Here is a 22,077-nt window from a genome sequence, read left to right as displayed (position 1 = left end):
GATCTGCGCGCTAAATTTGTCGCCAGCCATCCTGGGCCAGCCGGCGCAGCGTGTCATCGCCGCTCTGCTCCCAGCGCAGCTGATACCAGCTGGCCATCAGCAGCCGAAGCCAGGGACGCCAGCGCGCCGTCTGCCGCCGCAGCGCAGCGGGATCAAGACGGTTCGCCCGCGCGTACCCGGCCAGCAATTCATCGCTCTGCGCTGCATTCAGCGCGTTGCCGTCGATAATCGCCGCCAGCTCCAGCGCCACGTCGCCGTCGGCGGCGTACTCCCAGTCGATCAGGCGTAAACCGGCGGGCTGCGCCAGCAGGTTACCGGGATGAATATCCATATGCAGCAGCCCCAGCCGCAGCGGTGCCGGTTCGCCGCAGCGCGTCAGCCGCCGCAGCTGACGCAACCAGCGCGGATGGCGGTGACGACACTGCAGCCAATAGTGCTGCAGCAGCGGCAGCAGCCGCAGCCGGTAGCCGCTCAGCGGCTGGTGGTGCAGCTGCGTCAGCAGCGCCACCAGCTCCGGCTGCCGCGCCGGAAAGCGATCCGGCGGCAACGTCTCGCCGGGCAGCCACTCCAGCAGCAGCCAGCGCGCGTTGATCGCCAGCGCGCGCGGCGCCAGCCCGCTGGCCGTCAGGCGGCGCAGGATACGCCATTCGCGCTGGCGCGAGATAAAGGGAATGGGGGTTGAGGGAATGCGGCGCGCCAGCCACTCGCGGCGGCCGCAGACCACCTTGCCGGAGAGGCCAGTCAGGCCGTTGAGCGGATAAAAACAACCGGCAGCTTTCGCTGCCGGTTGTTGGGCGTCAATCAGCGACTGCAGCGCCGGATCAATGCTGTACGCTACCATTGCCTGACCAGATGATCTCGCCGGTTTGTACCAGCATCAGCTGCATCTGCAGTTCAGGCGATTTAATGTCGCCCTGGGCATTGCTGTAGAGAACATACTGCGCGCCGACGTAACGCGCCAGGCCCACCGCTTTGCTGCGCGAGGTCAGGCTATCCTCCGGCGAGAGACCGAGCGTCTGCTTCGCCTGAGCCAGCTGCTGCGGCGTCACCAGCGTAAAGGTGTTGTTGTTCGCCAGCGCATTCTGCAGCGCCGCCGTCGCTTTTGTCGCCTGCAGGCTGCCGTTGGTGCTGTTCTTAATGCGATCCACCAGCAGCACGCTGCCCGGCGTAATGCCCTGCGCTTTCAGCATCTGCGCCACCAGCGGCTGCATGCTGGCATCCCAGTCGATGGTTTTCAGTTTTGGCGGCTGCGGCACCCCTTCGCCCGGCTGCTGCGCCGTAATCGGCGGCGGCTGCACGACCGGCGGCGCCGGCTGAGAAGGCTGAACAGGTTCCACCGGCGCAGGCGGCTGTTGGGACTGTTGGTTGTTGATACAACCCGCCAGAAAGAATGCCAGCAGCACAACGCCGGAAAGTTTTAAACGCCTGGACACGGTATTTCCCCTTACAGATAAAGATAAAGACGTACTTTGCTTGCCATCAGATTGCCGATTTGCGAACCGATTTCAAGCCGCTGGTTTGCGGGCACCACGACGGTGCGCGGCGATTCAAACGGCTGGATCTCCAGCCCTTTATCATCGTACCAGTAGAAACGATAGTGGACGGTCACCGGTTTGCTCTGCTGATTCTCCAGCACGCTCACCGCCCGCTGCTGCCCCGACTGTTCGGAGATTGTCGGCTTGCTGGTCAGAATGCCAGCGGAAAGCACCGAGGATTCCATGATCAGCGATTGCGAAGTATCGATCATCGCTTTATCGCTGCTGCAGCCAGCCAGAAGCATAACCAGCGGCAAGCTGGCGAAGAGCGTGCGCATGTTGAAGTTCCGCAATCAGATTAGCTCAGCATCGGCCCCAGAGGGCGACCGCCGACCAGGTGCATATGAATATGGTAAACTTCCTGCCCGCCGTGCTGGTTGCAATTCACGATCAGCCGGTAGCCATCCTCAGCAATGCCCTCTTTTTTCGCGATTTTCGCCGCAACGGTAAACATGCGTCCCATCGCCTGCTCATGCGCTTCGCTGACGTCATTGGCGGTCGGCACCAGAATGTTCGGCACGATCAGGACATGGGTCGGCGCCTTGGGCGAGATATCGCGAAAGGCGGTGACCAGTTCATCCTGATAGACGATATCCGCAGGCACTTCACGACGAATAATTTTACTGAAAATGGTTTCTTCAGCCATGATGCATATCCTTAGCAGAGAAGTAAGTCATGGGAGTATGAGCGAGAATTTCGTTTTCTTTCAACCTTCCCACCACTTTTCTTTCGTTTGCCCCGCCGTAGTGCCACTTTTTTGTACACCCTCGCGTTATCGCGCCGATTTTTTGTGCGCCTTTTCGCATTACCGTCAGCCGCCGCTATAAAAAATAAAACATCGTTTTATAAATTAGAGGCAAGGCAGGTTTTTCTTCGTTTTTTTGCCAGTCTCCTCATTTCCGTAGCAAAAACGCGAAGGTTTGCGCGCCCCCGCCCCTCTACCTTCGAGGTATCCGTCTGAGCGGTCGGAATGCAGGCGTTTTTTCAGTGGTCATGATGAGGAGATTGACAATGCCAGCGCGTAAAATTGGCTTACGGCACTACCTGGCTTACGGATCGGGCGATTTTCTGGGCGCCGGCACCACGGCCCTGACGGCGGCCTGGCTGCTCTACTTTTACACCACCTTTTGCGGGCTGACGCCAATTGAGGCGACCTTTATTTTCGCGATGGCGCGCGTGCTGGACGCAGTCATCAGCCCGCTGATGGGCTTTCTTACCGATAACTTCGGCTCGACCTGGCTGGGCAAACGTTTTGGCCGCCGTAAATTCTTTATCCTGCTTGGCATTCCCTGCGTGTTCAGTTACAGCCTGATGTGGGTCGGCGAGATGAGCTATCTCTACTATCTGCTTACCTATCTGCTGTTCGATATCGTCTACACCATGATTCTGGTGCCGTATGAAACCCTGGTGCCGGAAATGACCGACGACTTTAAAAAGAAAACCAAATTCTCCGGCGCGCGCATCGCGCTGGCGCAGCTGTCGGCCATTCTGGCGGCCTTCCTGCCCGGCGTGCTAATCAACCACTTCGGCAAAGACAACGCCGTCTCCTTCTTCTACGCCAGCCTGGTGTTTTCAATTATCTGCGCCGTGGTGCTGACGCTGGTGTGGCTGTTTACCTGGGAGCGCGCGCCGGAAGATTTTTCCGCCGAGTCACGGCGCGCGGAAGAGGAGAAGCGCCAGCTAACGCTGACGCAGAGCCTGAAGCGCCTCTATGTCGAACTCGCCTCTACGCTGCGCATTCGCATTTTCCGTCAGCACCTGGGCATGTATCTTGGCGGCTATATCGCGCAGGATGTGTTTAACGCCGTGTTTACCTGGTATGTGGTGTTTGTACTGATGCAGAGCGCGCAGATCGCCTCCAGCCTGATGGGCACGATGGCGATCCTGCAGTTTATCGCGGTAATGGGCATGATCCCGCTCTGCATCCGTCTTGGGCCTGCGCCCTCCTATCGCCTGGTGGTGACGCTGTTCGCCCTGAGCGCCCTCTCTTACGCCGCGCTCTGGTACACCGGCATGAACGATAACATGGCGCTGCTGGTGCTGATTTCCGCGCTGGCCGGGCTGGGCCGTGGTGGCATCAACTATGTACCGTGGAATATCTACACCTATATCGCCGATGTCGATGAAGTGATCACCGGCCAGCGCCGCGAGGGCATCTTCGCCGGCATTATGACACTGACGCGCAAGGCGTCGCAGGCGGGCGCCGTGATGCTGGTCGGCATCGTGCTGCAGCTCTCCGGCTTTGTTTCCGGCCAGGCGCAGCAGAGCGATAGCGTGCAGCACACCATCCTGCTGATCCTGAGCGTCGGCACCCTGTGCGTGCTGGCGATCGGCTTCTTTATCTCCCTGCGCTTCCGCCTGAACCTGCAGACCCATTCGGTACTGCGCGAAGAGACGCAAAAAATGCGTCTGGCCGGGCACCCGGTGCCGGACCGCATTACGCCCGATGCGCGCGCCACGGTCGAGACGCTCGCCGGGCTGCCCTATGAAAATCTGTGGGGAAATAACAACATCGGTTTTCTTAACCGCCATCGCCCACCCGCGCCGCCGCTGCGCCCTGCGCAGCCTGCGGACGCGGCGCTGCCGCATACTTTGAAACGATAGATAGGATCTGAACGATGACTGTATTTCCTGTAAAACAGAGCGCCCTGCTGCGCCAGCCTGAATTTCTTCTGCCGCGCCCTCAACTGGTGCAGCTGATTGAGAAGCTGACCGATAATCTGGTCGCTATTACCGATGAGAGCGGCGAGTTCCTGCTGCGGCTGGATGACGGGCGCGTTATCGATACCAAGGGCTGGGCCGGCTGGGAGTGGACGCATGGCATCGGCCTGTACGGCATGTACCACTACTACCAGCAGACCGGCGATGCGAAAACGCTGGCGATCATTGATGACTGGTTCCGGCAGCGGCTGACGGAAGGCACGCCGACCAAAAACGTTAATACCGTCTGCCCGCTGCTGACGCTGGCTTACCGTTATGAAGAGACGCGCAATCCGGCGCTGCTGCCGGTGCTGGAGCGCTGGGCAGAATGGGTGATGTATGAAATGCCGCGCACCGAACAGGGCGGCCTGCAGCACATCGTTTATAACAACGAAAACCACCAGCAGCTGTGGGACGATACGCTGATGATGAGCGTGCTGCCGCTGGCCAAAATCGGCAAGCTGCTTGACCGTCCGGACTATGTTGAGGAAGCGAGCTATCAGTTCCTGCTGCACGTACAGTATCTGATGGACAGGGAGACCGGCCTGTGGTTTCACGGCTGGAATTTCGACGGCCGCCATAACTTTGCGCAGGCGCGCTGGGCACGCGGCAACAGCTGGCTGACCATCGTTATTCCTGAGTTTATCGAGCTGATGGGCTGGCCTGAACAGCACGCTACGCGCCGCTTACTGCAGCAGGTGCTGGAAAGCCAGGTTGCCGCGCTGCGCCAGTGGCAGCATGAGAGCGGGCTGTGGCATACCCTGATTGACGATCGCGACAGCTACCTGGAAGCCTCCGCCACTGCCGGTTTCGCCTACGGCATTTTAAAAGCGGTGCGTAAGCGCTATCTGTCGCGCGACTATCTGCCGATGGCGGAGCGGGCGGTGAAGGGCGTGATGCGCCATATCAATGAGGATGGCGAGCTGACGCAGGTCTCATTCGGCACCGCCATGGGCAGCGATCTGGACTATTATCGCCAAATTCCGCTGACCTCAATGCCTTACGGCCAGGCGATGGCGCTGCTCTGCCTGACAGAATATCTGCGCGTTTATCTCTGAATTAATGACTGCTATCCATCGCTGAGTTAACCGTTGCTAATCCATGCGTCCCGCTGACGGGGCGCAGTCAGCCAACTGAGTCCTGGTTAATTTTTCCGCGTCATCTTGCCTGCGCATCAGCACCCCAGGCTTGCCATAGCGCCTTTATTCAGTGCTTTCTGCGCCTGACAAGCCTGTCCTTACCTTTTCGTATAACAGTGTTCGATATTTACACAGTTTCCGCAGCGGCCTATTATTGCCTGCGTGAATATGGAAGAAGTGCGGCACAAGGAGTGCTGAATGACCGCGTTACGCTTTCCCTGCACAATATTTAAAACGCAGAACAGAATGGATGATTACAGCGCGGAGGATATGCGTTACGGCGACCTGAGCGAGTCGCAGTTAAAAAACGATTATCACCTGCTTGATGTCTCTACCCGCGTCGATCCCTGGACCCTGACGGAAATCACCCCTTTCAGGCAGCCGCACTCGATGTTTTATGGCGCGCGCGGCGAAGGCCGGAAAGTCACGCAGCAGGCGTGTGCCAGCATCCTGTTTGATGAGATGCGTCACCTGTCGCAAAGCTTTGCGATATATGGCCCTTACAGGCATCTCATCGAAGAGATGATTAATCATATGCAGCACGGCGAAGGCGAACCGTTCAGGAGCCTGTCGCTGGATAGCGCGCTAAGAATGCAAATAGTAAATGATAATTCAATAGAGAACAGTACACGGCTCTTGCTGCAAGACGCGCTTCAGGTATTTATTGACTGGGAAAACAGAATTTACCCGGAAATAGCGAAAGAAGAATTAAGAAAAACAATATTAAAGGGAAAGCTGCCTAAATTTGATCGTTTTCAGGATAATCTCAACGGGATGGGTATCACTGTACATGATACCTGGGCGACCCATATCACTATTCAGTCCCTACATATCGATAATAATCGCTACCGTGCGTGCATTCATTATAAAATCCAGGATCACTTTGGCCTCGATGCACGAGATATTTTAGAAGCAAAGTTTAATCTGTTCCGTTTTTTCCGCATCTGGTTTGTCCTGCAGCGATACTATCGTTTTGGCTTCAAACCTTTTATCACCCATATTGAGGCTACGATAGATATCAGCGGAGAAGCGAAATGAGGAAGGAAAAGAAGAAACTTATTGGGTCAATCTTCATAATCGCCATAACAGCAGCCGGCTTCCTTTGCTTCTCCCTTCGTCCGGTAAAAATCATTGCAGTACATAATGATGGCAATTATAGCGATGTCCTGGTAGACCACTTTCCTGTTACCGTGCGAGGAAAGATAGACTGGTGGCAAAAAAACAGTGAAATGCTGAAAAAGCGTTACGACATCCCTAATCCTGCTCCTTATGGTAGCTATACTATCACTTTTTGGTATTTCGGCGACGGCTATAGAGAAAGAGGCAGACACGATGACAGGCTGTGCTTTACGGAGATAAACACACCAAAAAGCTGCATAGAAAAAGATAAAGCCTTTACGGTCAGATACAGTAAAAAAAGCGGTATCTACTTTACTACCAGCGACGGTTATTACGTTTTAAAAGAGAATGGGGAAATAATCAAGAGACCATCTAAATAATGGCAAGACAATTCAATGCATGTAAAAGTAAAATATTAACTTTTTTTATGAAGCGAAAAAAATCAATGATGATATATGCGCGATGAATAGTACCATTCAGGCCTTATGTGTCGATAATAATCGCCAGCATACGCGCACGCCCTATGTCCTTGCTAATAATGATGACTACCGCATGAAGGATAATGGAAAATAATATCCCCCGCACTGGCTCATCGGCAGCCGTAGATGTTACCGGAAAAGCAGGCGAACAAGAAAAACCAACAGCCATCATCAATACTTTAATCAGGAAAAAAAGAAATCTATGGAAAGTACATTTCTCAGAATAGAAGGGATAACAGGCGAGTCGCAGGATGCGGCTCATCAGGGGTGGATCGATGTAAAAAGCTATACATGGGGCGTCTGGAGAAACGGCGATGCCGCAGGGCCGGGCGCATCTCGTTATAAAAATCTGACAGTTCACTGCCCTGTTGATAAGGCAACCGCGGCGGTGTTGTTGTTTGCATCAAACGGTAACCGTGTAAAGGCGATTCAGCTTTCATTATGTAAAGCGGGTAACGGTATGATTGAATCCTGTCGGATAACGCTGGAAAACGTCACTGTCACTGATGTGAATTTGGATCATATCGCAGAGGCCGCCTATGCGTTTCAGGCGGACAAGGTGAAATTCCAGTACTGGGAACAGGCGGCATCCGGGATTAAAGGCGCGGAAAGCCGTATGGGCTGGGATATCAAAAACTCCACCTCCTGCTTTTAGCCGGTACGGGAGCCGCGCGCACGGCGACAACTGCCCTCTCCCTCTTTTCTCCCTGCGGCGTAACAGGCGACAGACGTAAAAAAGGCCGCCCGGAGGCGGCCTTTTGCCTACGCAACGAATTAATGGTTGCGGATATAGTCATCCATTTCGGTTTTCAGGTTATCCGACTTGGTGCCGAAGATAGCCTGTACGCCTGAACCTGCCACTACCACGCCGGCAGCGCCCAGTTTCTTCAGGCCAGCCTGGTCAACTTTAGAGACGTCGGCCACGCTGACGCGCAGGCGGGTGATACAGGCATCAAGGTTAGTGATGTTATCTTTACCGCCAAACGCCGTTACCAGGTTCGCTGCCATCTCGTTAGAAGAGCTGGTGGTCTGCTCGCTGGTCGCTTCTTCACGGCCCGGCGTTTTCAGATCCAGCTTGGCGATCAGCACGCGGAAGATGGTGTAGTAAATCAGGCCGTAGATGATGCCGATAATCGGGAACAGCCAGATTTTGCTGCTGTTGCCGCTCAGCACGATAAAATCGATCAGACCGTGCGAGAAGCTGGTGCCATCACGCATACCGAGCAGGATACAAATCGGGAACGCCAGGCCTGCCAGAATCGCGTGGATAGCGTACAGAATCGGCGCCACGAACATAAAGGAGAACTCGATCGGCTCGGTGATGCCGGTCAGGAACGAAGTCAGCGCAGCGGAGATCATGATGCCGCCCACTTTCGCACGGTTTTCCGGTTTCGCGGAGTGCCAGATAGCGATCGCAGCAGCCGGCAGACCGTACATTTTGAACAGAAAGCCGCCGGAGAGTTTGCCTGCGGTCGGGTCGCCCGCCATATAGCGCGGGATGTCGCCGTGGAAAACCTGCCCTGCCGCGTTGGTGAATTCGCCGATCTGCATCTGGAAAGGGACGTTCCAGATATGATGCAGGCCGAACGGCACCAGAGAACGCTCAATAACGCCATAGATACCGAAAGCGACAACCGGGTTCTGATAGGCTGCCCACTGGGAGAAGTCCTGAATCGCGCTACCAATCGGCGGCCAGATAAAGGAGAGAACCACGCCCAGAATAATCGCCGTCATACCGGAAATAATCGGTACGAAACGTTTACCGGCGAAGAAGCCCAGATACTCAGGCAGCTTAATGCGGTAGAAGCGGTTAAACATGTAGGCGGCGATGGAGCCGGCAATGATGCCGCCTAATACCCCGGTATCCGCCAGATGTTTGGTAGCGATCTCTTCCGCCGGCAGATGCAGTACCAGCGGCGCCACGACCGCCATGGTTTTTACCATGATGCCGTAAGCCACAACGGCCGCCAGCGCGGAAACGCCGTCGTTATTGGTAAAGCCCAGCGCCACGCCGATGGCGAAAATCAGCGGCATGTTGGCGAACACCGATCCGCCCGCTTCCGCCATGACATGTGAAACAACAGCAGGTAGCCAGGCAAAATTCGCCGAGCCGACGCCCAGTAGAATACCGGCAATCGGGAGTACCGATACCGGCAACATGAGCGATTTACCGACCTTTTGCAGGTTTGCAAATGCGTTCTTAAACATATTGTGGAACTCCTGAGTATGAGTGCTTTTAATCGCGTTTCACGCGCGGCGAAAGAGGGAGGATCCTTCGCCATTGGGGCTTGTTAAGGCCCTCTGGATTTATTACGAAGAGTAAAATAAATCCGTTCAGTTTTGTTTGATACCTGTCACGTTTCGCCCATCAGGCGGCTAACCTTTAGAATATTTTTTATTTTTTCGCCATCTTTCAGGCAGAAAAAAGTGCCAGCGCGACTTTTTTCGCGCTGCACTTTACGATTTTCAGGGATTAATTACGAGCTATAAAAAAACGACCGCTTTCAGGCATCCGTCAGGCGCGACATCGGTACGTGGAACAGCCTGGAGAAGTTTTCCGTCGTGGCCTGCGCCAGCGTTTCCACCTCTACGCCCTTCAGTACCGCCATATAGTCGGCGACGTCGCGCGTAAAGGCCGGCTGGTTCTCTTTGCCACGATGCGGCACCGGTGCCAGGTAAGGCGAATCGGTCTCTACCAGCAGGCGATCGAGCGGCACGTAGCGCGCCGCGTCGCGCAGCGCTTCCGCATTGCGGAAGGTGACGATGCCGGAGAAGGAGATATAGAACCCCATATCCAGCAGCTTTGCCGCCGTCTCGCGATCTTCGGTAAAGCAGTGTAATACGCCGCCGCAGCCTTCCACCTGCTCTTCACGCAGGATCGCCAGCGTATCGTCGCGCGCGTCGCGTGTATGGACAATCACCGGCTTGTTCAGCTCGCGTCCGACACGAATATGTTCGCGGAAAGAAGCCTGCTGACGCGCTTTGGTTTCCTGCTGATAGTAGTAATCCAGCCCGGTTTCGCCCATGGCGATAACGCGTGGATCGGCGGCCAGCTGACGCAGCTCGGCGAAATCCCACTCCTCCTCCTGATTCAGCGGATGCACGCCGCAGGACCAGGCGATATTCGGCCGGTCGCCCAACAGCTTCGCCATCGCTTTAAAGCCGGGTAGCGTGGTCGCGACCGCCAGCATAAATTTCACATCGCGCGCCGCCGCTTTCGCCAGCACGTCATCCACGTCCTTATGCAGCGTCTCGTAGTTCAGGCCATCAAGATGGCAATGGGAATCAACTAAAAACATAACCACTCTCTTCGATTAGTGAGCCAGCGGCCTGGCCGCCGGCTTAAGCAAACTTTCCCAGTTCAGCAGCTGTTCAGTCAGCAGCAGCTCGCGATTGACCGCCACGATATGGCTCAGGCGATCGCGGCACAGTAGCCACTGGCGCAGGCTTTTATCCAGCGCGGCGGCCGGCAGCCGCTGGGCCAGCTGCTGCACCAGCTGCGGCCGGTCAGTATTGGTCAGGAAGCGATCGCCGCTCTGCTGCCATTTCAGCGCGTCCGTCAGCAGCGCAGCCAGCCAGGCGATGCGCGCGACGGCGTTATCGTGATTAAGCTGCGGCAGCAGCGCCAGCACGTCCTCTTCCAGCGCGACGGACAAGGCGTCGCACAGCGCCTGACGCTGCGTCCAGTTCTGCGTCTCCAGCAGGGTCAGCGCCGCGCCGGGCGCGCCGCTGCTCAGGCGCAGCGCGGTGCGGATCGCTTCCGGCTCCCCCTGATACTGTTTCTGCAGCCAGGCCAGGCTCTGCGCTTCGTCAGGCGGCGCCAGATGCAGGCGCAGACAGCGGCTGCGCAGCGTTGGCAGCAGCCGTGACGGCTCCGGGCTGCTGAGGAAAAACCAGGTGTTCTGCGGCGGCTCCTCCAGCGTTTTCAGCAGGGCATTGGCCGCCGCCTCGGTCAGCTGCGCCGCATCGGGTAGCCAGACCACTTTCGCGCCGCCCTGCTGCGCATGATTAAACAGCCTCTCATTAACCTCGCGTACCGCATCGATGCCCAACGCGCTTTTTCCTTTCTCGGCCGCCAGACGGTGCCAGTCAGGATGGGTGCCGGCCAGCATCAGCTGGCAGCCGTGGCACTGGCCGCAGCTTTTCAGGCCATCGCGTCGCTGACACAGCAGCCAACGGCCGATGGCCCATACCAGCTCGCCGTCGCCCATGCCGGGCAGCGCCTGCACCAGCAGCGCATGATGCGCCCGCCCCGCCTGATGCTGTTGCACCACCTGACGATAGGCCGGGTTGAGCCACGGATACCAGTTCATTATGCCTGCTCCGTCAGCCAGTCGCGCACGGCGCGCTTAAGTGACAGTGTCACTTCTTCCAGCGATTGGGTAGCGTCAATGGTTTTGATTGAGGCATCGCTGGCAGCCAGTTCCAGGTAGCGCGCACGGGTGCGCTCGAAAAAGCGCAGCGACTCCTGCTCGATACGATCGAGTTCGCCGCGCGCGCGCGCGCGCTGCAGTCCGATGGCGGGCGTGACGTCAAGATAGAGCGTCAGATGCGGGCGGAAATCGCCCAGTACGGTATCGCGCAGCGCCTGCATTAGCTGCTGATCGATGCCCCGTCCGCCGCCCTGATAGGCCTGCGACGAGAGGTCGTGGCGATCGCCCACCACCCAGGCGCCGCGCGCCAGTGCCGGTTTGATCACCGTGTCCACCAGCTGCACCCGCGCGGCGTAGAGCATCAACAGCTCCGCCTTATCAGTTATCTGCTCTCCCGCCAGCCCCTGCTTGATCAGCTCGCGCAGCTTTTCCGCCAGCGGCGTACCGCCCGGTTCACGGGTAAAAACGATATCGGTAATGCCCTGCTCGCGCAGCTGCGCCACCACGCAATCACGCGCGGTGGTTTTGCCTGCGCCTTCCAGGCCTTCAATCACAATAAACTTACCGTTCATTTTTTTCCTTCATCGTCATGCGCCAGGCCTGCACCGCCCGGTTGTGGCTGGCCAGATTGGTGGTAAAGGTATGCCCACCTTTGCCGTCGGCCACAAAATAGAGATAGTTGCTTTTTACCGGATGCGCCGCCGCTTCCAGCGAGGCCTTGCCCGGCAGCGCAATCGGCCCCGGCGGCAGGCCGTTAATGGTGTAAGTATTGTACGCGCTCGGCGTTTCCAGATCCTTACGCGTCAGCGCGCCGTTATATTTGTCGCCCATGCCGTAGATGACCGTCGGGTCGGTCTGCAGACGCATGCCAGTGCGCAGGCGATTAATAAATACTGATGCTACCTTAGTGCGTTCTTCGCTGACGGCGGTCTCTTTCTCGATGATTGACGCCATAGTCACCAGCTCATCAGGCGTTTTATAGGGCAGATCGGCCATACGGTTCTGCCAGATGGCGTCAACCTCGCTTTTCATGCGCTGATGCGCGCGCTGCAGTAGCGCCACATCGGTCGTATTGGCGGTATAGAGCCAGGTATCCGGCCACAGCCAGCCTTCCAGACGCTCCCCTTCTTTCAGCTTCAGCGCCGCGGCCGCGGTTTCCGGACGATCGTCTTTCAGGGTATGTTTAACCCAGGGCGCGTTACGCAATTCACGCAGTACATCCTGCAGCCGCGTGCCTTCGGTAAAGCGCACCGGGAACTGCGCCTCTTTGCCGCTCGCCAACAGCGTCAGCATTTGCCGCACGCTCATGCCGGTTTCCAGACGGTAGGTGCCGGCCTTAAATTTCGCCAGCTCCGGCTTCAGCTTCAACAGCGCGCCGAACCACGGCGAAGGGGCGATGATATGCTGGCTTTCCAGCTGGGCTTCCAGCGCCACGCGGCCCGTGCCGGCAGGCAGGGTGAAGATTTTTTCCTGGTTGATGGCCAGGGGCGAATCGGCGAATCGCAGCACCTGCCAGTAGCAAACGGCGGCGGCGACCACAAGCAGCAGCGCCGCGCCAGCAATGATTTTTATTTTACGGGTCATGATTCATCCACTTTCAACAATCCGGCGCCAGCAGCTGACAGAGCGCACGGGATCCATAGCGCCAGTCATCGATGCTGGCGACCGGCAATATCGGCATCAGGGCGTTAGTGATAAACACCTCATCAGCGTCGCCCAGCGTCTCGGGCAGCGCGCGCACCTCCTGACAGAGATAGCCGTGCCGCCGTGCCAGGCCGATCACATGCCTGCGCATGATGCCGTTAACGCCGGAGCCGTTCAGCGCCGGGGTAAACAGCTGATTTTCTTTGCGCCAGAATAAATTAGCCGCACAGCATTCCACCAGCTTACCCTCAGTGTCAAGCACCAGCGCCTCATCCGCCCCGCTCTGCTCAAGCTCTGTGCGGATCAGCACCTGCTCCAGCCGGTTAAGGTGCTTGATGCCGGCGAGCTGGGGGTTAATGCCGAGGCGTATCGGGCTGGTCGCCAGCCGTACCCCGGTTTCACGCAGCGCGGCGTAGTGGCCCGGCGCGGCGGACAGCATAATAATCCGCGTCGGCTGGCGACAATCGGCCGCGCTGTAGCCACGTCCGCCCGAACCGCGCGTCAGAATCACCTTCAGTACCCCTTCCGCCTGCGGCCAGCTGGCCGCGGCGACCTGCATCTCTTCTTTCAGGATACGCCAGTCAACGCCGTTGATGCGGAGCGCGGAAGTTGCCTCGCGCAGCCGCTGAAGATGCGCCTCCAGCAGCGCGATGTTGCCCTGTTGCAAACGCGCGGTGGTAAAGCAGCCATCGCCGTAGTGTAACGCGCGATCGCTGACCGCAATCTGCTGTTGCTGTTCTCCATTAATCCAAATCATGCGCACGCTCAGTTTTTGACAATATCGCTATAAGCTTACCGGTCGCGGCCCTCTGGCGACAGCCCGCGGGGATCGGAATCGTCCAGATGTAAAAAAGGCCCGCAGAGCGGGCCTTTTATCAGCAACGGGACAGTCAGACTCGACGGAAAATCAACGAGCCGTTGGTGCCGCCGAAGCCGAAGGAGTTGCACAGAGCGTACTCCAGATCCTTAACCTGACGCGCGGTGTGCGGCACGAAATCGAGATCGCAGCCTTCATCCGGGTTATCAAGGTTAATGGTCGGCGGAACAGCCTGGTCGCGCAGAGCAAGGATGGAGTAGATAGACTCTACCGCACCCGCCGCGCCAAGCAGGTGACCGGTCATCGACTTCGTCGAGCTGACCATCACGCTTGACGCCGCCGCGCCGAACACCGATTTCACCGCCTGCGCTTCAGCCTTGTCGCCCGCCGGCGTCGAGGTGCCGTGTGCGTTGACGTAGCCGATCTGCTCCGGCGTCAGCTGCGCATCTTTCAGCGCATTGACCATCGCCGCCGCAGCGCCCGCGCCGTTTTCCGGCGGTGACGTCATATGGTAGGCATCGCTGCTCATACCAAAGCCCACCAGCTCGGCGTAAATTTTCGCGCCGCGCTTTTTGGCGTGTTCATACTCTTCCAGCACGACAATGCCCGCGCCGTCGCCCAGCACAAAGCCGTCACGATCTTTATCCCACGGGCGGCTTGCCGCCTGCGGATTCTCGTTACGCGTCGACAGCGCGCGCGCTGCGCCGAAACCGCCTACGCCCAGCGGCGTACTTGCTTTCTCCGCGCCGCCCGCCAGCATCGCATCCGCATCGCCATAGGCGATCATACGCGCGGCATGACCGATATTATGCACGCCTGAAGTACAGGCGGTGGCGATAGAGATACTTGGCCCCTGCAGACCATACATAATGGTCAGGTGGCCAGCCACCATATTCACGATGGTCGAAGGCACAAAGAACGGACTGATTTTACGCGGGCCGCCCTGCACCAGCGAGGCATGGTTTTCTTCGATCAGCCCCAGTCCGCCAATGCCTGAACCGATGGCCGCGCCGATACGGGTGGCGTTTTCTTCGGTAATGACCAGGCCGGAATCCTGCATGGCCTGTACGCCAGCGACAATTCCATATTGAATGAAGGCGTCCATCTTGCGCTGATCTTTGCGCGAGATGATCTCTTCACAGTTAAAATCCTTTACTAAGCCAGCAAAACGCGTTGCGTAGGCACTAGTATCGAAATGGTCGATCAGGCTGATGCCACTCTGCCCGGCAAGGAGAGCATTCCAGGTTGACTCTACGGTATTGCCGACAGGAGACAACATGCCAAGACCGGTCACAACTACACGACGCTTAGACACGTTCGTCCTCCAGGGAGGGAAAGATTGACACTATGTGGGATGGACAAAAAACTCAGGCGGTCGAATGACCGCCTGATGGTAGTTCATTAGGCCTGATGGTTATTGATGTAATCAATAGCAGCCTGAACAGTAGTGATCTTCTCAGCTTCTTCGTCCGGAATCTCAGTATCAAACTCTTCTTCCAGAGCCATTACCAGCTCAACGGTATCAAGAGAATCAGCGCCAAGATCTTCAACGAAAGATTTTTCGTTGGTGACTTCTTCCTGCTTAACGCCAAGCTGCTCGGAGATGATTTTCTTAACGCGTTCTTCGATAGTGCTCATACTATTAAATTTCCTATCAAAACTCGCTTTCGCGATGGTTTTCGTAGTGTATAAAAAGTTGGAAAAGATGCAACTCAATCCCGGCTGGTCCAACCACGATTTGACGCTATTTTGCGGCTATTGCCGCAATTAACGCAAATAGTTTTCGCAATTATCAGACCATATACATTCCGCCATTGACATGCAGCGTCTCACCAGTGATGTACGCTGCCTCGTCAGAGGCTAAAAATGCAACGGCATTGGCGATTTCCTGCGCGTCGCCAAGGCGACCTGCAGGGACTTCCGCCAGAATGCCAGCGCGTTGATCGTCGCTCAACGCGCGCGTCATGTCGGTTTCAATGAAACCGGGAGCCACGACGTTAACGGTAATACCACGTGACGCGACTTCACGCGCCAGTGATTTGCTAAAGCCGATCAAACCCGCTTTTGCTGCCGCGTAGTTTGCCTGGCCCGCATTACCCATCGTGCCCACAACGGAACCGATGGTAATGATACGACCCACGCGCTTTTTCATCATGGCGCGCATAACCGCCTTGGAAAGGCGGAAAACGGAGGTGAGGTTGGTGTCCAGAATCGACTCCCACTCATCATCCTTCATGCGCATCAGGAGATTATCACGCGTAATGCCAGCATTATTGACTAAAATATCCACCTCGCCAAATTCGGCGCGAATATTTTCAAGTACGCTTTCAATTGACGCCGGATCGGTAACGTTCAGCAGTAAACCTTTACCGTGATCGCCCAGATAAGCGCTGATAGCCTCTGCGCCGCTCTGGCTGGTGGCTGTGCCAATCACTTTCGCACCGCGTGCTGCCAGCGTTTCCGCGATAGCACGCCCGATGCCACGACTGGCACCGGTCACCAGGGCAATTTTTCCTTCGAAGCTCATGTTTATCCTCGTATTATTGTTCAAGCGCCGCTGCCAGGCTGGCGGAATCATTCACCGCCGAAGCCGTCAGTGTGTCGACAATACGTTTCGTCAGACCGGTAAGGACCTTGCCCGGACCAACTTCCAGCAGCGCGGTAACGCCCTGCGCCGCCATAAATTCTACGCTCTCAGTCCAGCGAACGGGGCTGTAGAGCTGACGCACCAGCGCGCTGCGAATCGCCTCCGGCGAGGTTTCGCATTTTACATCAACATTGTTGACGACCGGTAAGGTTGGCGCATTAAAAGTGATATTTTCCAGCGCGACCGCCAGTTTTTCCGCCGCCGGTTTCATCAGCGCGCAGTGAGAAGGCACGCTGACCGGCAACGGCAGCGCACGTTTCGCGCCCGCCGCTTTACAGGCCGCGCCCGCGCGCTCGACTGCCTCTTTATGGCCGGCGATAACCACCTGGCCCGGCGAGTTGAAGTTGACCGGCGAGACTACCTGGCCCTGCGCCGCATCTTCGCACGCCTGCTGAATGGCGGCATCGTCAAGACCGATAATCGCCTGCATGGCACCGGTGCCAGCCGGCACCGCTTCCTGCATCAGTTTGCCGCGCAGCTCGACCAGCTTGATCGCATCGGCGAAATCAATGACGCCTGCGCACACCAGCGCAGAGTATTCGCCCAGGCTGTGGCCAGCCAACATGGTCGGCGTCTTGCCGCCCTTTTCCTGCCACAAACGCCAGATAGCGACCGAGGCGGCCAGCAGCGCAGGCTGCGTCTGCCAGGTCTTATTCAACTCTTCCGCCGGACCCTGCTGTGTCAGCTGCCACAGGTCATAGCCCAGCGCGTCGGAAGCCTGTTTAAAGGTCGCTTCGATAATCGGGTTGTCCGCAGCCAGCTCGGCCAGCATCCCAACGGTTTGGGAACCCTGTCCCGGAAAAACCATGGCAAATTGCGTCATCTTCTGTTCCTTCGGTTAAAAACGAACCAGCGCTGAGCCCCAGGTGAAGCCGCCACCAAATGCCTCCAGCAGCACCAGCTGGCCCCGCTGAATACGGCCATCGCGCACCGCTTCATCCAGCGCCGCCGGCACCGAGGCTGCAGAGGTATTGCCGTGACGATCGAGCGTCACTACCACCTTCTCCATGCCCATGCCGAGCTTTTTCGCCGTGGCGGTGATAATGCGCAGGTTAGCCTGATGCGGCACCAGCCAGTCGATCTGCGCACGATCGAGATTATTGGCTTCCAGCGTCTCATCGACGATGTGCGCCAGCTCCGTCACCGCGACTTTAAACACTTCGTTGCCGGACATGGTGAGGTAAGCAGGCTGATCCTGAGTCGCGCGGTTTTGATAAGGCAGCGTCAGCAGCTGGCCATAACGGCCATCCGCGTGCAGATGGGTAGAGATAATGCCAGGCTCTTCGCTGGCGGAAAGCACGACGGCGCCGGCGCCGTCGCCAAAAAGAATGATGGTGCCGCGATCGCTCGGATCGAGCGTGCGCGCCAGCACGTCGGCGCCGATCACCAGCGCATGTTTCACCGCGCCATTTTTGATGTATTGATCGGCGACGCTCAGGCCATAGGTAAAGCCTGCGCAGGCGGCCGCAAGGTCAAACGCGGCGCAGTCTTTGATTTCCAGCATGTTCTGGATCATACAGGCTGAGCTGGGGAACGCGTGGCTGCCTGACGTCGTGGCGACAATGATCAGCCCGATATCGTTTTTATCTACGCCCGCCATCTCCAGCGCGCGCCCGGCGGCCTCAAAGCCCATTGTCGCAACGGTCTCATCCGGTGCGGCGATACGCCGCTCGCGAATGCCGGTACGGGTGACAATCCACTCGTCCGAAGTTTCAACCATTTTTTCCAGATCGGCGTTAGTCCGCACCTGAGCGGGCAGATAGCTGCCCGTACCGATAATTTTGGTATACATGTCCGCTCAATCACTCCTGGCTAATACAGCCTCAAGGCGCGCAGCAATCCGCTCCGGGACTTGCCGCCGCACCGCCTGCTCTGCCTGTTCAATCGCTGCGGCAAACGCGCGTTGATTCGCCGCGCCGTGACTCTTGATCACCGTGCCGCGCAATCCTAACAGACAGGCGCCATTATACTGGTCGGGGTTGAGGTGGCCGAACCGCTTCGCCAGACGTTTTTTGATCCAGCGTCCCAGCAGGGTCATCCACCACGCCCCTTTTTTCCCTTCGCCGGAAGATTTCAACAGCGAAAGAAACATCCTTACCACGCCTTCCAGGGTTTTCAGCGTGACATTGCCCACGAAACCGTCGCAAACCAGCACATCAGTCTTACCGGTCAGCAGATCGTTGCCTTCAAGGTAGCCAATATAGTTGATTTGCGGCGACGCCCTGAGCTGTTCCGCAGCCTCGCGAATGGAATTCAGCCCTTTGGTCTCTTCCTGGCCGATATTCAGCAACGCCACGCGCGGCCGTTCGATGGCCAGCACCTCTTCGGCCATCACCGCGCCCATAATGGCAAACTGCACCAGCATGGCGCTGTCAGATTCTACGTTGGCGCCTAAATCCAGCACCACAGTATTGCCGTGCTGCTGATGCGGCAGCACGGTCATTAACGCCGGGCGTTCAATGCCGTCCAGCGGTTTTAATAAAAGCTTTGCCAGGCCCATCAGCGCACCGGTATTACCGGCGCTGACGCAAGCCTGCGCTCTGCCCTCTTTCACCAACTCCAGCGCGATGCGCATTGAGCTACCGCGACTGTGGCGAATAGCCTGAGAAGGTTTGGCATCACTGGCGATAACCGATTCGGCAGGGATAACCTGCAGACGCCCCTTTACAGCGGAATCAGCTTTAGCAAGTAATGGCGTGATAGCGGCGGGATCGCCGATCAGAAGAAGCTGTAGTTGCGAATGTGAGGCCAGTGCCTGCAAAGCTGCAGGCACTGTCACGCAGGGACCGAAGTCCCCGCCCATAGCATCAATGGCCAGGGTCAAACGTGTCAAAGTATCGCCTTGCGTTGCCGCAAGAATTACTTAACGATGACCTTGCGACCGCGGTAGTAGCCATCCGCAGTGATGTGGTGACGCAGATGCGTTTCGCCAGAAACTTTATCTACGGACAGAGTGGAAGTGGTCAGCGCATCGTGAGAACGACGCATGCCACGCTTGGAACGGGTTGGTTTATTCTGTTGTACGGCCATGGACCTTACTCCTATTACTTACGCTTTAAACTGGCTAATACGGCGAATGGGTTTGGTTTCTCCGCCTCTTCAGGCAGTTTGCCAAAGACCATGTCCGCGTCGGACACTTCACAGTGTTCAGAATCATGCACCGGAACTACAGGCAGGGCGAGAATAATTTCATCCTCGACCAACGCCAGCAGATCGATTTCACCGAAATCGTTGACATCGATCGGCTCGTAGGCTTCCGGCAGCGCTTCTGCCTGCGCATCATCTGCAACAGGGCTGAAGCAATACGTTACGTGAACCTGATGTGCAAATGGTTTGTTGCAGCGCTGGCAGCTCAGCGTGACGCTAACGTCCGCCGTTCCTTTCAAAACGGCTAAACGCTGGTTATCAACGGCAAACGACATAACGCATTGCACATCACTGTCCACACTGACAACAGAATCAGCCACGCGCTCTACCTGTTCAGGTGCATACACACCCTCATAATCAAGGCGTTTTTGAGCGGCGCGAACCGGATCAAGTGTCAGGGGTAATTTTACCTTTTGCATAGGGCGCGCATATTATCTTTGTAACGACAGAGAGTCAAAGAAAAAGGCCGTTTAACAGCATCTTTCACCTGATATTCGCATCCAGTGCGATGCACAGTTTAAAATGTCTGCATCCGATTCGCTATATGTTAACTAAAAATTTATGACTCAGCTTATTTTAGCTTCAACCTCGCCTTTTCGTCAGGCCCTGCTGAATAAACTTGGCCTCTCTTTTATTACCGCCGCACCGGAGGTGGATGAGACACCGCTGACGGGCGAAACGGCGCCGCAGCTGGTAGAAAGGCTGGCGCGGGCAAAAGCGCAGGCGCTGGCAGCGCGTTATCCCGATCGCTGGATTATCGGCTCCGATCAGGTCTGCGTGCTGGCGGGAAACATCACCGGTAAACCCCATACTGAAGACAATGCGCGCGCTCAGCTACGCGCCGCCAGCGGTAACGCCATCACATTTTATACTGGCCTTGCGCTCCATTGCGCTGCATACAACCGCACCCTGTCGCTGGTCGAGCCGTTTAAGGTGCATTTTCGGCCTTTAAGCGAGGCGGAAATTGACGCCTATGTCAGCCGTGAACAGCCGCTACAGTGCGCCGGCAGTTTTAAAAGCGAGGGGTTAGGCATTACGCTTTTTGAACGGCTGGAGGGACGTGATCCAAATACGCTGGTAGGGCTGCCGTTGATTGCGCTGTGCGCGCTGCTGCGCGAGGTGGGGATCGATCCTTTAACGGCGCAATAAACGCGCGCGGCGGGCAGGACGCTGTGCCCTGCCCGCCGCGAAATCACGCTGACGAGACGATTAATGCGGCCCCGCAGGGCGTTAACGCGCTACTGCTGTTTACGCAGCGCCGCCAGGCACTGCTTCAGCTCATCGTCCAGCGGCGCCTCCATGCGCATACGATCGCCGCTGTGCGGATGGGTGAACGAGAGCGCCGCCGCATGCAGGAACAGGCGACGCAGCCCGGTGGAGGCAAGCTGCTTATCGAATTCCCGCTCGCCGTAGCGATCGTCAAAGGCAATAGGATGGCCTGCATGCAGCGTATGCACGCGAATCTGATGGGTGCGGCCGGTCACCGGGCTCGCTTTCACCAGCGTGGCATGCGCGTAGCGCTCCTCTACCTTAAAGCGCGTTTCCGACGGTTTGCCTTCGCTGCTGACGCGCACCACACGCTCGCCGCTCTGCAGAATATTTTTCAGCAGCGGCGCCTGCACCACTTTCAGATGAGAAGGCCACTGCCCGCGTACCAGCGCCAGGTAATCTTTCTGCATCCCTTTTTCGCGCAGCTGCTCATGCAGCGAACGCAGCGCGGAGCGCTTCTTCGCCACCAGCAGAATGCCCGAAGTATCGCGATCAAGACGATGCACCAGCTCAAGAAAGCGCGCCTCGGGGCGCAGCGCCCGCAGCCCTTCGATTACGCCGAAGCTTAATCCGCTGCCGCCGTGTACTGCGGTACCGGAGGGTTTATTCAGCACCAGGATATAGTCATCCTCATAAAGGATGGCGCCGGCGAGGCTGGCGACGCGATCGAGCTTCGGCGAAATCGCCGCCTCTTCGCGCTCGGCCACGCGCACCGGCGGGATGCGGACTTCGTCTCCGGCGGCCAGCTTATACTCGGGCTTGATGCGTTTTTTGTTCACCCGCACTTCGCCTTTACGCAAAATGCGATAAATCATGCTTTTCGGCACGCCTTTAAGCTGCGTGCGGAGAAAATTATCGATGCGCTGCCCCGCTTCTTCTTCGGAGATGGCGACGATTCGTACTGATGGCGTGTTCATATTCATGGTCGGCGATTCTAATGAGTGGCGGATAATAGCGCCACTTCTTTTTCTGTGCTTAACTGACAGCGTACCGCCAATTTTGCGGCCTGTTCCCCGCTTTCTCAGGGAGGTGGTGAAAAAGCCTGCAAAATGAATGCGTAATGCTGCAAGAAAGTTTATCAGTAATGAAAAGTCACCTTGCTATAACAAGGTTAGCAATGGAATAATGGCTCGGTCTTCTGGCTGCCTACCGCCAGGAAACCATAAATAGCGAATTAAGAAATTTTGCCGGATAGCACATACACGCAG

26 protein-coding genes are annotated in these 22,077 nt (G+C 57.1%); 7 read left to right on the top strand and 19 right to left on the bottom strand.

Annotation, left to right across the window (positions count from 1 at the left end; genetic code table 11):
- Positions 1–10 precede the first annotated feature (10 nt).
- The 4 genes from thiK to hinT are packed head-to-tail and all read right to left on the bottom strand — an operon-like array spanning position 11 to position 2,181.
- Entirely contained in the window at positions 11–841 is an 831-nt protein-coding gene (gene thiK / locus C2E15_RS08400) for a thiamine kinase (protein WP_104956965.1), read from the bottom strand.
- Complete coding sequence (gene lpoB / locus C2E15_RS08395) at positions 822–1,433, bottom strand: penicillin-binding protein activator LpoB (protein WP_104956964.1); 612 nt, start codon at positions 1,431–1,433, stop codon at positions 822–824. Before lpoB ends, thiK begins: the two co-directional genes overlap by 20 nt.
- Before the next feature lie 11 nt (positions 1,434–1,444).
- Positions 1,445–1,813, bottom strand: a complete 369-nt coding sequence (locus tag C2E15_RS08390; RefSeq protein ID WP_104956963.1) for a YcfL family putative periplasmic lipoprotein — start codon at positions 1,811–1,813, stop codon at positions 1,445–1,447.
- 20 nt (positions 1,814–1,833) lie between these two features.
- Positions 1,834–2,181: a purine nucleoside phosphoramidase gene (hinT, locus tag C2E15_RS08385; protein WP_038626756.1), complete on the bottom strand. Its 348-nt coding sequence runs from the start codon at positions 2,179–2,181 to the stop codon at positions 1,834–1,836.
- Between the two features lie 365 nt (positions 2,182–2,546).
- Between hinT and C2E15_RS08380 the strand changes: the two genes are divergently transcribed.
- The 6 genes from C2E15_RS08380 to C2E15_RS08360 all read left to right on the top strand — a co-directional run bounded on the left by C2E15_RS08380 (position 2,547) and on the right by C2E15_RS08360 (position 7,627).
- Positions 2,547–4,139, top strand: coding sequence for an MFS transporter (locus tag C2E15_RS08380; RefSeq protein ID WP_104956962.1), 1,593 nt, complete (start codon positions 2,547–2,549; stop codon positions 4,137–4,139).
- A gap of 14 nt (positions 4,140–4,153) precedes the next feature.
- The gene (bglB, locus tag C2E15_RS08375; RefSeq protein ID WP_104956961.1) at positions 4,154–5,293 is read left to right on the top strand and encodes a beta-galactosidase BglB; all 1,140 of its coding nucleotides are present in this window, start codon (positions 4,154–4,156) and stop codon (positions 5,291–5,293) included.
- A 279-nt stretch (positions 5,294–5,572) separates the two neighbouring features.
- Positions 5,573–6,412, top strand: coding sequence for a YPO3983 family protein (locus C2E15_RS08370; RefSeq protein WP_104956960.1), 840 nt, complete (start codon positions 5,573–5,575; stop codon positions 6,410–6,412).
- Positions 6,409–6,873 carry a DUF943 family protein gene (locus C2E15_RS08365; RefSeq protein ID WP_104956959.1) on the top strand — a complete coding sequence of 155 codons (465 nt, stop codon included), beginning with the start codon at positions 6,409–6,411 and terminating at the stop codon, positions 6,871–6,873. The genes C2E15_RS08370 and C2E15_RS08365 overlap by 4 nt, the downstream gene beginning before the upstream one ends.
- A gap of 182 nt (positions 6,874–7,055) precedes the next feature.
- Positions 7,056–7,199, top strand: a complete 144-nt coding sequence (locus C2E15_RS21630; protein ID WP_167391846.1) for a hypothetical protein — start codon at positions 7,056–7,058, stop codon at positions 7,197–7,199.
- Complete coding sequence (locus C2E15_RS08360; protein WP_104956958.1) at positions 7,175–7,627, top strand: Hcp family type VI secretion system effector; 453 nt, start codon at positions 7,175–7,177, stop codon at positions 7,625–7,627. Before C2E15_RS21630 ends, C2E15_RS08360 begins: the two co-directional genes overlap by 25 nt.
- Positions 7,628–7,746: 119 nt before the next feature.
- Here the strand turns inward: C2E15_RS08360 and ptsG are convergent, their stop codons facing one another.
- From ptsG to yceD, 14 genes are all read right to left on the bottom strand, one after another.
- A complete protein-coding gene (gene ptsG, locus C2E15_RS08355) occupies positions 7,747–9,180 on the bottom strand; it encodes a PTS glucose transporter subunit IIBC (protein WP_104956957.1) in 1,434 nt (477 codons plus the stop codon).
- Between the two features lie 296 nt (positions 9,181–9,476).
- Positions 9,477–10,271 carry a metal-dependent hydrolase gene (locus C2E15_RS08350; protein WP_104956956.1) on the bottom strand — a complete coding sequence of 265 codons (795 nt, stop codon included), beginning with the start codon at positions 10,269–10,271 and terminating at the stop codon, positions 9,477–9,479.
- A gap of 15 nt (positions 10,272–10,286) precedes the next feature.
- Positions 10,287–11,285 carry a DNA polymerase III subunit delta' gene (gene holB, locus C2E15_RS08345; protein WP_104956955.1) on the bottom strand — a complete coding sequence of 333 codons (999 nt, stop codon included), beginning with the start codon at positions 11,283–11,285 and terminating at the stop codon, positions 10,287–10,289.
- A complete protein-coding gene (gene tmk / locus C2E15_RS08340; protein ID WP_104956954.1) occupies positions 11,285–11,917 on the bottom strand; it encodes a dTMP kinase in 633 nt (210 codons plus the stop codon). Before tmk ends, holB begins: the two co-directional genes overlap by 1 nt.
- Positions 11,907–12,929, bottom strand: a complete 1,023-nt coding sequence (gene mltG, locus C2E15_RS08335; protein WP_104956953.1) for an endolytic transglycosylase MltG — start codon at positions 12,927–12,929, stop codon at positions 11,907–11,909. The genes tmk and mltG overlap by 11 nt, the downstream gene beginning before the upstream one ends.
- Positions 12,930–12,942: 13 nt before the next feature.
- Complete coding sequence (pabC, locus tag C2E15_RS08330; RefSeq protein ID WP_104956952.1) at positions 12,943–13,746, bottom strand: aminodeoxychorismate lyase; 804 nt, start codon at positions 13,744–13,746, stop codon at positions 12,943–12,945.
- 133 nt (positions 13,747–13,879) lie between these two features.
- Positions 13,880–15,121 carry a beta-ketoacyl-ACP synthase II gene (fabF, locus tag C2E15_RS08325; protein WP_104956951.1) on the bottom strand — a complete coding sequence of 414 codons (1,242 nt, stop codon included), beginning with the start codon at positions 15,119–15,121 and terminating at the stop codon, positions 13,880–13,882.
- Between the two features lie 86 nt (positions 15,122–15,207).
- A complete protein-coding gene (gene acpP, locus C2E15_RS08320; protein WP_038626777.1) occupies positions 15,208–15,444 on the bottom strand; it encodes an acyl carrier protein in 237 nt (78 codons plus the stop codon).
- A 154-nt stretch (positions 15,445–15,598) separates the two neighbouring features.
- Positions 15,599–16,333, bottom strand: a complete 735-nt coding sequence (fabG, locus tag C2E15_RS08315) for a 3-oxoacyl-ACP reductase FabG (RefSeq protein WP_104956950.1) — start codon at positions 16,331–16,333, stop codon at positions 15,599–15,601.
- 13 nt (positions 16,334–16,346) lie between these two features.
- Positions 16,347–17,276, bottom strand: coding sequence for an ACP S-malonyltransferase (gene fabD / locus C2E15_RS08310; RefSeq protein WP_104956949.1), 930 nt, complete (start codon positions 17,274–17,276; stop codon positions 16,347–16,349).
- Between the two features lie 15 nt (positions 17,277–17,291).
- Positions 17,292–18,245: a beta-ketoacyl-ACP synthase III gene (locus C2E15_RS08305; RefSeq protein WP_104956948.1), complete on the bottom strand. Its 954-nt coding sequence runs from the start codon at positions 18,243–18,245 to the stop codon at positions 17,292–17,294.
- 6 nt (positions 18,246–18,251) lie between these two features.
- Positions 18,252–19,286, bottom strand: coding sequence for a phosphate acyltransferase PlsX (gene plsX, locus C2E15_RS08300; RefSeq protein ID WP_104956947.1), 1,035 nt, complete (start codon positions 19,284–19,286; stop codon positions 18,252–18,254).
- Between the two features lie 26 nt (positions 19,287–19,312).
- Positions 19,313–19,483 carry a 50S ribosomal protein L32 gene (rpmF, locus tag C2E15_RS08295; protein WP_038626789.1) on the bottom strand — a complete coding sequence of 57 codons (171 nt, stop codon included), beginning with the start codon at positions 19,481–19,483 and terminating at the stop codon, positions 19,313–19,315.
- A 14-nt stretch (positions 19,484–19,497) separates the two neighbouring features.
- A complete protein-coding gene (yceD, locus tag C2E15_RS08290; protein ID WP_104956946.1) occupies positions 19,498–20,019 on the bottom strand; it encodes a 23S rRNA accumulation protein YceD in 522 nt (173 codons plus the stop codon).
- 142 nt (positions 20,020–20,161) lie between these two features.
- Between yceD and C2E15_RS08285 the strand changes: the two genes are divergently transcribed.
- A complete protein-coding gene (locus C2E15_RS08285) occupies positions 20,162–20,749 on the top strand; it encodes a Maf family protein (protein WP_104956945.1) in 588 nt (195 codons plus the stop codon).
- 89 nt (positions 20,750–20,838) lie between these two features.
- On the opposite strand, the gene rluC is transcribed toward C2E15_RS08285, so the two are convergent.
- A complete protein-coding gene (gene rluC, locus C2E15_RS08280) occupies positions 20,839–21,792 on the bottom strand; it encodes a 23S rRNA pseudouridine(955/2504/2580) synthase RluC (RefSeq protein ID WP_104956944.1) in 954 nt (317 codons plus the stop codon).
- Positions 21,793–22,077 lie beyond the last annotated feature (285 nt).

This window comes from Mixta gaviniae, assembly GCF_002953195.1.
GTDB classification, from domain to species: domain Bacteria; phylum Pseudomonadota; class Gammaproteobacteria; order Enterobacterales; family Enterobacteriaceae; genus Mixta; species Mixta gaviniae.
Note: the sequence above shows the minus strand (reverse complement) of the source record. Positions and strands in the feature narration are given on the sequence as shown.